This is a genomic window from Azospirillum agricola (assembly GCF_017876095.1).
In the GTDB taxonomy this organism is placed as follows: domain Bacteria; phylum Pseudomonadota; class Alphaproteobacteria; order Azospirillales; family Azospirillaceae; genus Azospirillum; species Azospirillum agricola.
The window spans coordinates 17,176-29,245 of record NZ_JAGINM010000029.1; the positions used below are offsets into that span (position 1 = coordinate 17,176).

General features: G+C 68.9%; 10 protein-coding genes. 4 read left to right on the top strand and 6 right to left on the bottom strand.

Annotation, left to right across the window (positions count from 1 at the left end; genetic code table 11):
• Window positions 1-31: 31 nt before the first annotated feature.
• Window positions 32-496, bottom strand: a complete 465-nt coding sequence (locus J2847_RS29640) for a cache domain-containing protein (RefSeq protein WP_209782339.1) — start codon at window positions 494-496, stop codon at window positions 32-34.
• 664 nt (window positions 497-1,160) lie between these two features.
• Between J2847_RS29640 and J2847_RS29645 the strand changes: the two genes are divergently transcribed.
• A complete protein-coding gene (locus J2847_RS29645) occupies window positions 1,161-3,200 on the top strand; it encodes an elongation factor G (RefSeq protein WP_209782340.1) in 2,040 nt (679 codons plus the stop codon).
• Between the two features lie 114 nt (window positions 3,201-3,314).
• Here the strand turns inward: J2847_RS29645 and ppk2 are convergent, their stop codons facing one another.
• Together ppk2 and J2847_RS29655 are read right to left on the bottom strand one after the other, a co-directional pair.
• The gene (ppk2, locus tag J2847_RS29650; protein ID WP_209782341.1) at window positions 3,315-4,277 is read right to left on the bottom strand and encodes a polyphosphate kinase 2; all 963 of its coding nucleotides are present in this window, start codon (window positions 4,275-4,277) and stop codon (window positions 3,315-3,317) included.
• Window positions 4,278-4,466: 189 nt separating this feature from the next.
• The gene (locus tag J2847_RS29655) at window positions 4,467-5,672 is read right to left on the bottom strand and encodes an aspartate transaminase (RefSeq protein ID WP_085555956.1); all 1,206 of its coding nucleotides are present in this window, start codon (window positions 5,670-5,672) and stop codon (window positions 4,467-4,469) included.
• A 274-nt stretch (window positions 5,673-5,946) separates the two neighbouring features.
• Here J2847_RS29655 and J2847_RS29660 point away from each other — a divergent pair, with 274 nt between their 5' ends.
• The gene (locus tag J2847_RS29660) at window positions 5,947-6,378 is read left to right on the top strand and encodes a c-type cytochrome (protein WP_085555955.1); all 432 of its coding nucleotides are present in this window, start codon (window positions 5,947-5,949) and stop codon (window positions 6,376-6,378) included.
• Window positions 6,379-6,625: 247 nt separating this feature from the next.
• On the opposite strand, the gene J2847_RS29665 is transcribed toward J2847_RS29660, so the two are convergent.
• Both J2847_RS29665 and J2847_RS29670 read right to left on the bottom strand, forming a co-directional pair.
• Complete coding sequence (locus J2847_RS29665) at window positions 6,626-7,684, bottom strand: cytochrome-c peroxidase (protein WP_209782342.1); 1,059 nt, start codon at window positions 7,682-7,684, stop codon at window positions 6,626-6,628.
• Window positions 7,685-7,897: 213 nt separating this feature from the next.
• A complete protein-coding gene (locus tag J2847_RS29670) occupies window positions 7,898-8,587 on the bottom strand; it encodes a cytochrome b/b6 domain-containing protein (RefSeq protein ID WP_209782343.1) in 690 nt (229 codons plus the stop codon).
• A 210-nt stretch (window positions 8,588-8,797) separates the two neighbouring features.
• Between J2847_RS29670 and J2847_RS29675 the strand changes: the two genes are divergently transcribed.
• On the top strand, window positions 8,798-9,034 hold the full coding sequence (locus J2847_RS29675; RefSeq protein WP_085555953.1) for a DUF4170 domain-containing protein: 237 nt from the start codon (window positions 8,798-8,800) through the stop codon (window positions 9,032-9,034).
• 61 nt (window positions 9,035-9,095) lie between these two features.
• Window positions 9,096-9,623: a metallophosphoesterase family protein gene (locus J2847_RS29680; RefSeq protein ID WP_209782344.1), complete on the top strand. Its 528-nt coding sequence runs from the start codon at window positions 9,096-9,098 to the stop codon at window positions 9,621-9,623.
• On the opposite strand, the gene J2847_RS29685 is transcribed toward J2847_RS29680, so the two are convergent.
• Window positions 9,624-11,948 carry an EAL domain-containing protein gene (locus tag J2847_RS29685; RefSeq protein ID WP_209782345.1) on the bottom strand — a complete coding sequence of 775 codons (2,325 nt, stop codon included), beginning with the start codon at window positions 11,946-11,948 and terminating at the stop codon, window positions 9,624-9,626.
• Window positions 11,949-12,070: the final 122 nt, after the last annotated feature.

Genomic DNA, 12,070 nt, shown 5'->3' on the forward strand with positions numbered 1-12,070 from the left:
GATCCGTTCGCGGCGGCGCCCCGTCGCGCCGTTACTTGTAGACGCCGACGTAGGCGACGAGATCCTGGCCGGGGACCCGCTTCACGTAGGTGATCTTCGGCTCGATCCTGTTGGTGGCCGGGTTCAGCCAGCGGTACTCGACCCAGCCCTCGCCCTTGTCCCTGGCGGTGGCCAGCACATCCTGGACGATGAAGCGGCCGTCCGGATCCTTGACGTTGATGACGCTCTGCCCGACCCCGGCCGGGCGCGGCGGGTAGACCTTCCAGACGCCGGTGAAGTCGATGACGTTGACGTAGATCTCGCCGCGCTTGAACTCGCCCTCGGCGTTGAAGCTCCTGGCGGCCTCGTCCAGTCCCTTGGCGGCGATCAGGTCGGCGGCCTTCAGGGTGACGGCCTTGGCCTCCTCCTGGCTGGGTTTGGCGTCCTGGGCGGCGGCGGCCCCGGCGATCCCGATGGCGAACAGGCCGGCGAGCAGCAAACGAATCCACATGCGCATGAGTGCTTTTCCCCATAGTTTTGCAGCCCGCCCCGAACGGCGCGAGCCCGGCGCTTGTTGTTTGGACCGCCCACCCCGGCATCCCAGGCGGGCATCGTTCCACGGGATTTACTATCGGAAGGTTTCCGGATTTTGTCGCCCGCATTTCGTTGCGGTCACAGTGCGTTGCAGCGCGGCAATAGCGGTATCGCCCGAGGCAACCGGCCGCCTTCCACGGGAAAATCAATCAGGACAACGCATCCTGACGGATGATGCACCGCCGGACAGCGTCGCGCACGATCGCACGCGGCACAAGGCCGCACAACCCGTGAGGGGTTGGCCCCACCCGCGCGTGACGTCTTGACGCTCTTTTTTCCCATCGACAGGCCCGCGATTCGGGAAGAACATCATCGACATGCGGGTTCCCTCCGGCTCGGGACACGGCCGCCCGGCGGCCCCCTCCCTTCGCCGCCGCCCGAAGCCCGCCCGATCTTTTGCGCTCCACGCCAGGCATGGAGGACTCGACGCAGAGGACTCGCCCCAGGGGATTCGAACGAAGCGGGCCACCGCGAGGCCGGCGCCCGGCATCCCCCATCCGACGGCCAGCCCCGGCGCGACACGACCGGTCGACGCGTCCGTCCACATGGCCGGACCAATCAACACCAAACACTTTCGGGAGGTGCGAATGCCCCACAGCCAAATCCGGACGGCACGCTGCGCTGCGCTCGTCGGCCCCTATCTCTCCGGCAAGACGACGCTGCTGGAAAGCCTGCTGTCCGCCGCGGGCGCCATCGCCCGCAAGGGAAGCGTCCGCGACGGCAACGCCGTCGGCGACGGTTCCCCCGAGGCCAAGGCCCGGTCGATGAGCACCGAGCTGACCGTGGCCTCCTTCGAATATCTCGGCGAGCGCTGGTCGATCCTCGACTGCCCCGGCTCGGTGGAGCTGGCCTGCGAGAGCCAGAACGCGCTGATGGCCGCCGACGTCGCCGTCGTGGTGGCGGAGGCCGCGCCCGACAAGGCGGTTCTGCTCGCCCCGCTGTTCAAGTTCCTCGACGACCGCGGCATTCCCCACATCCTGTTCATCAACAAGATCGACGCGCTGGGCGACCAGCGGGTGCGCGACGTCGTCACCGCCTACCAGGCGGTGTCGGCCCGCAAGCTGGTGCTGCGCGAGGTGCCGATCCGCGAGAAGGGCGCCGTCACCGGGCTGGTCGATCTGGTCAGCGAGCGGGCCTACAGGTTCAACCCGCACAAGCCCTCCAACCTCGTGGCGCTGCCCGACGCCGTGAAGGACCAGGAGGCGGAGGCCCGCCAGTCGCTGCTGGAATCGGTCGCCGACTTCGACGATTCGCTGCTGGAGAAGCTGCTGGAAGACATGGTCCCCGACAGCGGCGAGATCTACGACAAGATGGCCCGCGAGCTGGCCGACGACCTGATCGTCCCGGTCTTCTTCGGCTCGGCGGAGAGCGACAACGGGGTGCGGCGGCTGCTGAAGGCGCTGCGCCACGACGGGCCGGAGGTCGAGACCACCGCCGCCCGCGCCGGCGTGCCGGCCAGCGCCGCGACCGCCGTGCAGGTGATCAAGACGCAGACCGGCTCCCACGCCGGCAAGCTCAGCGTCGCGCGGGTCTGGCGGGGCAGCGTGACCGACGGCATGACGCTCGGCGGCGAGCGGGTGTCCGGCATCTTCCGCCTGTTCGGGCACGAGAGCACCAAGGTGCCGCAGGCCTCGGCCGGCGATCTCGTGGCGCTCGGCCGGCTCGACAAGGCGGCGACCGGCGACCGGCTGACCGAGAAGGGCAATCTCGGCGCGCCGGAGGGCTGGCCGGAACGGCCGGCGCCGGTGCATGGGCTGGCGCTGCACGCCGAGAACCGCAACGACGAGGTCAAGCTGTCCGCCGCCCTCCAGAAGCTGGGCGAGGAGGACCCCGCGCTGGTGCTGGAGCAGTCGCCCGACACCGGCGAGATGGTGCTGTGGGGCCAGGGCGACATCCATCTGCGCATCGCCATGGACCGGCTGCGCGGCAAGTTCAACGTCGCGGTCAAGGGCCACGCGCCGCAGGTGCCCTACCGCGAGACCATCCGCAAACCCACCACCCACCACGCCCGCCACAAGCGCCAGACCGGCGGCCACGGCCAGTTCGCCGACATCCACGTCTCGATCCGTCCGCTGCCGCGCGGCGAGGGCATCCAGTTCGAGGATTCCGTGGTCGGCGGGGCGATCCCCCGCCAGTACATCCCGGCGGTCGAGGCCGGCATCCGCGAGGCGGCGGCGCGCGGACCGCTCGGCTTCCCGGTGGTCGATTTCGCGGTGACGCTGACCGGCGGGCAGTTCCACGCGGTCGACAGTTCCGACATGGCCTTCAAGACGGTGGCCCGTCAGGCAATGGCCGAGGCCCTGCCGAACTGCGAGCCGGTGCTGCTGGAGCCGATCCTCACCGTCACCATCGCGGTCCCCAGCGAGTTCACGCCGAAGGTCCAGCGTCTGGTCACCGGCCGGCGCGGCCAGCTTCTGGGCTTCGACTCCCGGCCGGGCTGGGCGGGCTGGGACGAGGTCAAGGCGCTGATCCCGCAGGCCGAGATGCAGGATTTGATCGTCGAGCTGCGCTCGCTGTCGCTCGGCGTCGGCACCTACCAATGGGTCTTCGAACGCCTCCAGGAGGTCGCCGGCAAGGCCGCCGACCGGGCGGTCGAAATCCGCCGCGAGACGCTGGCCGCGCAGTGAGGGTCCCGCTCCGCGCATAGGCACCGAAAAGCCCCTCTTCCCCTGTGGGAGAAGGGCTTCTTGGCGCCTGCGCCCGCTCCCCGGTGGGGCGGAGGGGGGATGACCGAACCGCCCTCAGTAGATCTCCGGCACCCAGTTCTGCTTCGACTTCTTCGGCCGCTTGTAGCCGTCGTCGCCCTGCCGCGGCGGCAGTTCCAGCTCCACCGGGGCGATGTCCTGGTAGGGAATTTGCTGGAGCAGGTGGTGGATGCAGTTCAGCCGCGCCTTCTTCTTGTCGTCGGCGTCGACGATGTACCAGGGCGTCAGCTTCTTGTCGGTGTGCTCCAGCATGGCGTCCTTGGCCTTGGAATACTCGACCCAGTGCTTGCGGGATTCGAGGTCCATCGGGCTGAGCTTCCAGCGCTTGATCGGGTTGCGCATCCGCTCGGTGAAGCGCTTCTCCTGCTCCTCGTCACTGACCGAGAACCAGTATTTGATCAGGATGATGCCGGAGCGGACCAGCATCTCCTCGAACTGCGGGCAGGCGCGCAGGAACTCCTGGTACTCCCCGTCGGTGCAGAAGCCCATGACCCGCTCGACGCCGGCGCGGTTGTACCAGCTGCGGTCGAACAGCACGATCTCGCCCTTGGCGGGAAGCTGCGCCACGTAGCGCTGGAAGTACCACTGCCCGCGCTCCTTCTCGGTCGGCGTTCCGAGCGCCACGATCCGGCAGACGCGCGGGTTGAGGCTTTCGGTGATGCGCTTGATGACGCCGCCCTTGCCGGCGGCGTCGCGCCCCTCGAACAGCACGCAGACCTTCAGGCCGTTGACCCGCACCCACTCCTGAAGCTTGATCAGCTCGAACTGCAACCGGGCCAGCTCGTCGACGTATTTGAGCTTCCCGCCGCCCTTCGGCGGCTTGGCGTCGCCCAGATCGCGCCAGTGGGCCTCGATGGCGGCGGCCTCCTTGGCGTCGCGCAGCACCTCGCCGCCGGTGGCCGGCACGCCGAGTCCGAGGTCCTTGAGCTTCGGCGCCTTCCGCTTCCTCTTCGGCGTGTCCTGCGCCTCGGCTCCGCCAGCCGTCTTGACCTCGTCCATCGCAGCGTCCCTTGCGTATCGTTTTCCCAACCAACCAACGCTAGGAGAAGCCGCCGCGTCAGGCAACCGCCCGCGCGGGCACCGCGACGAAGTGACCGAGGGCCCGGCCGGATCCCGCAATGGAAAAGGGCCGGCGCCCGCGCGCCGGCCCTTCCCTTTTTCACCGTCCGTCGGCGATGCCGCCGGACCTCAGTCCCGCAGGTTGCCGCAGGCGCGCTGGATGCGCTTGCACGCCTCCTCCAGCGCTTCCGTCGAGGTCGCGTAGGAGATGCGGAAGTGCGGGGCGAGGCCGAAGGCCGAACCCTGGACCACGGCGACGCCCTCGGCCTCCAGCAGGTAGGTGACGAAATCCTCGTCGGTCTCGATCACCTTGCCCTCGGGGGTCTTCTTGCCGATCGTGCCCGCGCAGGACGGGTAGACGTAGAAGGCGCCTTCCGGCTTCGGGCAGTGCAGCCCGGTCGCCTGGTTCAGCATCGACACGACCAGATCGCGGCGCTGGCGGAACACCTCCGCGCGCTCCTTGATGAAGTCCTGCGGGCCGTTCAGCGCCTCGACGGCGGCGGCCTGGCTGATCGAGGTCGGGTTGGAGGTCGACTGGCTCTGGATCGCGCCCATCGCCTTGATCAGCTCCTTCGGGCCGCCGGCGTAGCCGATGCGCCAGCCGGTCATCGAGTAGGACTTCGACACGCCGTTCACCGTCAGCGTGCGGTCGTACAGCTTCGGCTCGACCTGGGCCGGGGTGACGAACTCCAGGCCGTCGTACAGCAGGTGCTCGTACATGTCGTCGGTCATGATCCAGACATGCGGGTGCTTCACCAGCACGTCGGTCAGCGCCTTCATCTCCGCGCGCGTGTAGGCGGCACCCGACGGGTTCGAGGGCGAGTTCAGGATCAGCCACTTGGTCTTCGGCGTGATCGCGGCTTCCAGGTCGGCGGGCTGGAGCTTGAAGCCCTGCTCGGCCGGGCAGGAGACCGACACCGGGGTGCCTTCCGCCAGCTCGACCATGTCCGGGTAGCTGACCCAGTAGGGCGCCGGGATGATGACCTCGTCGCCGGGGTTCACCGTCGCCATCAGGGCGTTGAACAGAACCTGCTTGCCGCCGACACCGACCGAGATCTGGTCGGGCGTGTAGGTCAGGCCGTTCTCGCGCTCGAACTTGGCGCAGATCGCCTTCTTCAGCGCGGGGGTGCCGTCGACGGCGGTGTATTTGGTGTCGCCGCTCTCGATCGCCTTGATCGCGGCGGCCTTGATGTTGTCGGGGGTGTCGAAGTCCGGCTCGCCGGCACCCAGGCCGATGACGTCGCGACCGGCCGCTTTCAGCTCGCGGGCTTTGTTGGTCACGGCGATGGTCGGCGACGGCTTGATGCGGGACAGGCGGGACGCGAGAATCGACATGGCGATGGGCCCCCTCAGGGCTGTGGTGACAAGGTGCCGGATGGCCTGCGCGCGCGGGAGGCGCGCGACGCGGGACCTTACTTCCGGTCCACCGGCGTTGCAAGGCCGAGCGGCCGGGATTCCGCAGCGTGGCGGCGCATCGCTTTGTTTGCCACGCGAACGGATTTAAGCGGAAAAATTCGTGAAACCGCCCTTTCTTGACAGAAAGCACAACCCCATGTGTAACGTCCCTGTGGGGGGGTACTTCCACCGAGAGAGGGGTTCAAGAACCGTCATGCTGTCCCGTATCGTGATCGCGGCCACCGCCGCGCTCGTCCTGACCGGCGGCGCCGCCCTGGCGCAGCAGGATGTCATCAAGGCCCGCCAAGCCGGCTTCAGCGACTACAAGAAGGCGATGGGCGAGATCAAGGACGCGCTGGGCAAGGGCGATGTCGCCGCCGTCGCCCCGGTCGGACAGCGCATCGAGGCCTTCGCCGCCACCATTCCCAGCCTGTTCCCCGCCGGCTCCGACAAGGGCAAGACCGGCGCCAAGGAGGTCATCTGGGCCAACTTCCCGGACTTCACCGCCAAGGCCAAGGACGCCGAGAACGCCGGCAAGGCGCTGTCCGCCGCCGCCGCCACCGGCGACAAGGCCGCGACCGGCCAGGCCTTCGCGGCGCTGGCCGATACCTGCAAAGCCTGCCACCAGCGCTACCGCGCCGATTGATCGCGGGTCCGTCCGAACCGGACGGGTGTTTTGAAAAAGCCCCTCTCCCAGCCGGGAGAGGGGCTTTTTTCATGTCGAGAGACGCCCTTGGACACCCGCTCCCCGTCCCCGTCCGTCATGCCCGGCCTTGAGCCGGGCATCCACGCGCAAGCCTCCCATGCACCCGGGCAAGTGCGCCCGTGGATGACCGGGCCAAGCCCGGTCATGACGTGGCTTGAAGAAAGGCGGGCCGTCCCGGCGCGTCTTCTCAGCGCAGCATCGGCTGCGGGGTCGCCGGCAGGCTGGCCGGCAGCAGCGGGTATTCGACGCGCGGCTGCTGGCCGGTCAGGGAGTGCAGGAAGGCGGTGATCTGGTCGATCTCCTGCTCGCTCAGCTTGGCGCCGAGCTGGCTGGAGCCCATCACCGCCACCGCCTGACGCAGATCCCACACCTTGCCGGAGTGGAAGTAGGGCGCGGTCAGCGCCACGTTGCGCAGGGTCGGCGAGCGGAACACATACTCGTCGTCCGCCGTCTTGGTGACGGTGAAGCGGCCCTTGTCGCCCGGCGGCAGGATCTCGGCGCCCGGCTTCTCGACGACGCCGAACGGGAAGTAGTCCTGGCCGCCGACGTTGACGCCGTTGTGGCAGGCCGAGCAGCCCTTGTCCATGAACAGGGTCAGCCCGGCCTTCTGGGCGTCGGTCAGCGCGTCGGCCTTGCCCTCCAGGAACTGGTCGAAGGGGGAGGCCGGGGTGGTCAGGGTCGCCTCGAACGCCTCGATCGCCTTGGCGACGTTGTCGAAGGTGACCGGCTGCTTTTCGTTGGGGAAGGCGTCGGCGAATCTGGCGGTGTAGGCCGGGATGCTGGTCAGCACCGCCATCACGCGGTCGGGCGTGCTGTTCATCTCGACGCCGGCCTGGATCGGCCCCTTGGCCTGGGCCTTCAGATCCTCGGCGCGGCCGTCCCAGAACTGGGCGACGTTCAGCACCGCGTTCAGCACGGTCGGCGAGTTGCGCGGGCCCTTCTGCCAGCCGTGACCGACCGAGGTCTCGAGCCCGTCGACGCCGCCCAATCCCAGATTGTGGCAGGAATTGCAGGAGAAGATGCCGCTGGCCGACAGGCGCGGCTCGAAGAACAGCATCTTGCCCAGCTCGATCTTCTCGCGGGTGACGGCGTTGTCCTTCACCACGGGGATCGAGGCGGGAAGCGGTTTGAACAGTTCGCGGGCACGCTCCATCAGCGGGTCGGCGGCGAGCGCGCTCCCCGCGATCAGCAGAGCGCCGATGGCAGACACGGTGCCTACGGCCAGAGCCCTGAGTGTGTGTGTCATGGTCGGATGTCCCCCGGCGCGGCCGACCTGCACCCAAGCTCCGGCGTTTCGACCGGGCGAGGGTCGATTGATCCTGGGTCGGCGCTGCGTCATTGTTGAAGCGGAGCAATCTGGAGCCATTCTAATCTTGTCCGCCGGCAACCGCTGGGCGCGCATTGTCGCAGACAACCTGTAATGGCCAAAACCGCGCCGATGGACCTCCAGAAGGCGCTCTCAGGCCACCGCCCGCAAGACCAGCGCGACCAGGCCGCCCGTTGCCGCCAGGATGGCGAGCGCCAGCGCCGGCGAGGCCCGGCGCGGCTCGGCGACCGCCCCCTCGACCCGCTTGCGGCCGGTGATCATCGGACGAATCAGGTTGTCCTTCTTCACCAGCAGATAGCCCAAGACCGCCAGCACATGCAGCCCGACCAGGATCAGGATGCCGTCGGCGAGCAGCCGGTGCAGCGTGCCGAGCGTCGCCACCGCGCCGCTGGAGGCCAGCGGCACCAGCGGTCCGTCGACCAGGATGTCGTCGCTGGTGAACAGGCCGCTGCCGGCCTGCACCGCCAGCGCCAGCAGCAGCGCCACCACCATCAGGGCGCCCAGCGGGTTGTGCCCCAGCGTGGCCGGAGCCGCGCCGCCCCGCGATCCGGCGAGGTAGGCGAGGATGGCGCGCGGCCCCTTCACGAAATCGGCGAAGCGGGCCGTCTGGCTGCCGATCACCCCCCAGACCAGGCGGAAGAGCACCAGCGCCAGAATTGTTTCCCCCGCCAACATATGAATCGACAACATATCCATCTTCGCGGACACCACCGCGACCGTCACCAGCAGCACCAGCGACCAATGAAACAGACGGGTCGGCAGGTCCCAGACCCGGACGTCGCGGGTGAGTTTCTCCCGAGTCGCGGTATGACCACTTGCCATCGCTCGATCCTCGCTGTGTTTGGGCGCCCCTCATCTGGGGCTGGTCCTGGGATTTTTTGAGGCTCGTCCTGAAAAAGCCGCCGGTTTGGTGGTGGCAAAGGTCGAATGTCCTGTCAACAGGCTTGATGACGCGCACGGACGGCGGATATGAGAGTGCGAAGCATCAGCCCGAACGGGCGCCCCGAGACCCCTGTCCGAAGGACCCTGACCATGCCCGACAAACAGCTTCTCCACCTCGTGTTCGGCGGCGAACTCGTGCGTCCGGATTCCGACCAGTTCGTCGATCCGTCCAAGCTGCACATCGTCGGCATCTTCCCGAACTACGACGAAGCCTACAAGGCGTGGCGTGGCGCCACCGGGCAGACCATCGACGACGCCCACACCCGCTACTACATCGTCCACATGCACCGCTTCCTCGACCCGGCGGCGGGCGACCACAAGCATTGAGCGACGGCCGCGGCGCCCTGGAGCGGGAACCCTGCCCGCTCCAGGGCGTTGAAGTCCGCCGATGACCGTCTTCTTCACCAGCGACACGCATTTCGGGCATGGCGGCGCGCGCGGCCGGTTCCGCCGTCCCTTCGAGACGACCGCCGCCATGGACGCGGCGATGGCGGCCAATTGGAACGCCGTGGTCGGCCCCGATGACGAGGTCTGGCACCTCGGCGACTTCGCCCTGCACCTGACCGCCGACGCCATGGCGGAGCGGCTTTGCGGCCTGAACGGCGTCAAGCATCTGGTCGCCGGCAACAACGACGGCCCCGCCACATTGGCCCTGCCCGGCTGGGCCAGCGTCCGGCACTACGCCGAACTGACCCTCGACGGCACCGCGCTGGTGCTGTGCCACTACCCGTTCCGCACCTGGAACGGCATGCACAGGAAGGCGCTGAACCTGCACGGCCACAGCCACGGCCAATTGAAGGGGCTGCCCCGCCAGATCGACGTCGGCGTCGATGTCTGGAACTTCCGGCCGGTCACGCTGGCCGAACTGGCCGCCCCGCGCCGCCGCGCCAGAGGGCCGGCCACGCCGGCGCCCTGATCAGGCCGGTTCCTTGAGCCGCTTGGCCAGCAGGTCGCACGCCGCGTCGGCCGGCATCGGGCGGCCGGTCAGCCAGCCCTGGACCAGATTGCAGTTCTTGTGGCGCAGGAAATTGGCCTGCTCGGTCTTCTCCACCCCTTCCGCCACCACGTCGAGCCCGAGCATGTCGGCCATGGCGATGATGGTGGAGACGATGCCGGTGTCCTCGCGCTCCAGCGGCACGCCGTTGATGAAGGAGCGGTCGATCTTCAGGGTGGTGATCGGCAGCCGTTTCAGGTAGCTGAGCGAGGAATGGCCGGTGCCGAAATCATCCACCGCCACCCGGATGCCCATCGCCTTCAGCGCGCCCAGCACCGACAGCGCGTGGTCGAGATCCTGCATCACCGCCCCTTCGGTGATCTCCAGCTCGATCAGTTCGGGCGGCACGCGGTGGCGGTCGACGATGCGGCGGAAATCCTCGGCGGTGCGGTGGCGCAGGTGGCGGGGCGAGATGTTGACGGCCACCGGCACCGGCTCCACCCCGGCGTCGAGCCAGGCGCGCTGCTGGCGGCAGGCCTCGTCCAGCACCCAGTCGCCGAGCGGGACGATGAAGCCGGTCTCCTCCGCCACCGGGATGAACTCGCCGGGGGGGATCATGCCCTGCCCCGGCTTGTCCCAACGCAGCAGCGCCTCGAAGCCCTCCAGCGAGAAATCGACCAGCGAAACCTTCGGCTGGTAATGCAGCCGGAACTGCCGGCTGGCGAGCGCCGAGCGCAGGTCGCCGTCGAGCGCCAGATGGCGCCGCGCCTGATCGGCCAGTTCCTTGCGGAAGAAGGCGTGACGCCGCCCGCCCTGGCGCTTGGCGGCGTAGAGCGCGGTGTCGGCGGCGCGGATCAGCTCGTGCGGCTCCTCGGTGTGGTCGGGGTAGAGCGCGATGCCGATGGAGGGACGGACGTAATGCTCGTTGCCGACCAGCGTCACCGGAACGTCGAACGCCTCCAGGATGCGGTCGGCGAGGCCGGCGGCCTCCTCCGCGTCCGCGATCTCCTCCAGGATGATGGCGAAATCGTCGGTGCCGATGCGGCCGACCGTGTCGGCGGGCCGGACGGCGGCGGCGATTCGCCGCGCCACCTCCAGCAGCAGCTCGTCTCCGGCCTCGTGGCCCAGCGTGTCGGTCACCAGCTTGAAGCGCGACAGGTCGAGACAAAGCACGGCGAGATGACCGCCTTCCGGCTGGCCGAGCAGGCGCGGCCTCCGGCAGCGCCCGACCGCCGTTTCCAGCAGCGTCTCGATCATGGCACGGTTGGGCAGGCCGGTCAGCCGGTCGCGGGTGGCCAGCCGCATCAGCTCGCGCTCGTGGCGCAGGCGCTGGGTCATGTCGGCAAGCGTGCAGACGAAGCCGTGCCGCCCCTGCACCACCAGCGGCGACACGCCGAGCGAGGCGTCGACCCGCCCGTCCCTGCGCTCGATTCCCAGCGCCTCGGCGCGGGCCGGCGGACCGGCGGGCGCGTCCGCCGCCAGCAGCGCCCGCACGCGCGGCCGGTCGGCCTCGATGAACAGGGCGTCCAGCGGCTGGCCGTGCAGCCCCTCCACCGTCCGGCCGAACAGAACGAGGGCGGCCGGGTTGTGCTCGACGATGCGGCCCTGCTCGTCGGTCAGCAGGATCGCCTCGCCGACGTTGTTCATGATGCCGGCCAGCCGGGCGTCGCGCTCGATCAGCGCGCCGGCGGACCGCCGGAAGAACTCCATGGCGCGGGCCATCGAGCCGAATTCGTCGCGGCGGTTGCGGCCGGGAATGTCGATGTCGGTGCGCCCCTCGGTCAGCAGGCGCATGCGGGTGGACAGCGCCTCGATCGGGCCGACGACGTTCTGCGAGAGGAACATCGACAGCGGCCAGCTCAGCGCCAGCAGCGCCGACAGGAACAGCACGAAGGCGAAGGCCTCGACCGCGAAGGCGCGGTCGAGGTCGTCGGTGTCGCCCGCCGCCGCCACCGCCCAGCCCCAGGGCTCGAAACGGACCTGGGCGACGACCGCGTGCTCGATCGGCGGCCAGCCCGGCGGAACGATCCCGTCGGTGAAGACCGCGACATGGAAGGGGTCGCCGGCCAGCGCCCGCAACGCCAGCCGCGCCTGCGCCTGCGCGTCGTCGCGCGGGACCGCTCCGGCCCGCACCGCGGCGTCCAGGTCGCTCAGCATGGTGTGCGAGGATTCGACCAGCGCCCCGGTCATCCGCTCGCGCTCGGCGATCAGGCCATGACGCAGCAGATACAGCGCGGGGATCGCCGCCATCAGGCAGCCGATCAGGCCGACCCAGGTCAGCCATCGTATCTTGCGGCGCAGCGTCATCGAATTCGGCGTCGCCCCCCATGACCGTTCGCTTCACGAACGGTTTCCTGCATGGCCGGCAGGTTGGCGTTTTCATTTCAAACGCGCAATCGTATTTTTCTTCGCACACGCACCAGCAGGCT

What these genes read in the sequence shown, in the direction of transcription:
- J2847_RS29640 (WP_209782339.1), bottom strand. Translation starts at nt 496, where the DNA reads ATGCGCATGTGGATTCGTTTGCTGCTCGCCGGCCTGTTCGCCATCGGG.
- J2847_RS29645 (WP_209782340.1), top strand. Translation starts at nt 1,161, where the DNA reads ATGCCCCACAGCCAAATCCGGACGGCACGCTGCGCTGCGCTCGTCGGC.
- ppk2 (WP_209782341.1), bottom strand. Translation starts at nt 4,277, where the DNA reads ATGGACGAGGTCAAGACGGCTGGCGGAGCCGAGGCGCAGGACACGCCG.
- J2847_RS29655 (WP_085555956.1), bottom strand. Translation starts at nt 5,672, where the DNA reads ATGTCGATTCTCGCGTCCCGCCTGTCCCGCATCAAGCCGTCGCCGACC.
- J2847_RS29660 (WP_085555955.1), top strand. Translation starts at nt 5,947, where the DNA reads ATGCTGTCCCGTATCGTGATCGCGGCCACCGCCGCGCTCGTCCTGACC.
- J2847_RS29665 (WP_209782342.1), bottom strand. Translation starts at nt 7,684, where the DNA reads ATGACACACACACTCAGGGCTCTGGCCGTAGGCACCGTGTCTGCCATC.
- J2847_RS29670 (WP_209782343.1), bottom strand. Translation starts at nt 8,587, where the DNA reads ATGGCAAGTGGTCATACCGCGACTCGGGAGAAACTCACCCGCGACGTC.
- J2847_RS29675 (WP_085555953.1), top strand. Translation starts at nt 8,798, where the DNA reads ATGCCCGACAAACAGCTTCTCCACCTCGTGTTCGGCGGCGAACTCGTG.
- J2847_RS29680 (WP_209782344.1), top strand. Translation starts at nt 9,096, where the DNA reads ATGACCGTCTTCTTCACCAGCGACACGCATTTCGGGCATGGCGGCGCG.
- J2847_RS29685 (WP_209782345.1), bottom strand. Translation starts at nt 11,948, where the DNA reads ATGACGCTGCGCCGCAAGATACGATGGCTGACCTGGGTCGGCCTGATC.